This window comes from Sphingobium sp. ZW T5_29 (genome assembly GCF_044987515.1).
GTDB lineage: Bacteria > Pseudomonadota > Alphaproteobacteria > Sphingomonadales > Sphingomonadaceae > Sphingobium.
In genome coordinates, this window is the sequence record NZ_JBJDRM010000034.1 from 1 (window position 1) to 692 (window position 692).

General features: G+C 65.0%; 1 protein-coding gene. It reads left to right on the plus strand.

The window, feature by feature from the left end; genetic code table 11:
• On the plus strand, window positions 1–692 hold a 692-nt coding region (gene tnpC / locus ACI3KQ_RS15920), incomplete at both ends, for an IS66 family transposase (protein ID WP_404959318.1).

Genomic DNA, 692 nt, shown 5'->3' on the forward strand with positions numbered 1-692 from the left:
GCAGGCCAGAAGAAGGAACGGGCGCGAAGGGAAAGCGGGACAGCAAGGGGGTCGCTGCCGGCGCACCTGACCCGCATCGAGGAGGTGATCCTTCCAGAAGAGAAGGAATGCCCCTGCTGCGGAGGCGCGCTGCATTGCATAGACAGCGACATATCGAGCCGGCTTGATGTCATCCCGGTCCAGTATCGCGTCATCGTGACGTCCCGACCAAGGATGGCGTGCCGCGCATGCAGCGACGGCGTCTTCCAGGCACCCGCGCCCAAGCATGTGGTGCCAGGCGGCCTGCCCACCGAGGCGCTGATCGCGGATGTTTTGGTCAAGAAATATGCCGATCACACGCCCTTCTATCGGCAGGCACAGGCGCTGCGGCGTCAGGGCATCGGGATCGACCGGGGAACCATGTGCAACTGGGCGGGTCGAGCCGCCGCCTGGCTTGGCCGCCTGACCAACCGGATGAAAGCGGAACTGCTGACGGGCGCGAGGCTGTTCGTCGATGAGACCACCGCCAAGGTCCTGGCGCCCGGCACCGGCAAGGTGAAGACGGGATATCTCTGGGCGATCGCTCGTGATGATGGGGCGCATGGCGGCACCGATCCACCGGCGGTCGTCTACACCTACATGCCGGGTCGCGGGAAAGTCTGGGCGGAAAGGTTGCTTGGCGACTTCACCGGCATCGTCCAATGCGACGGCTA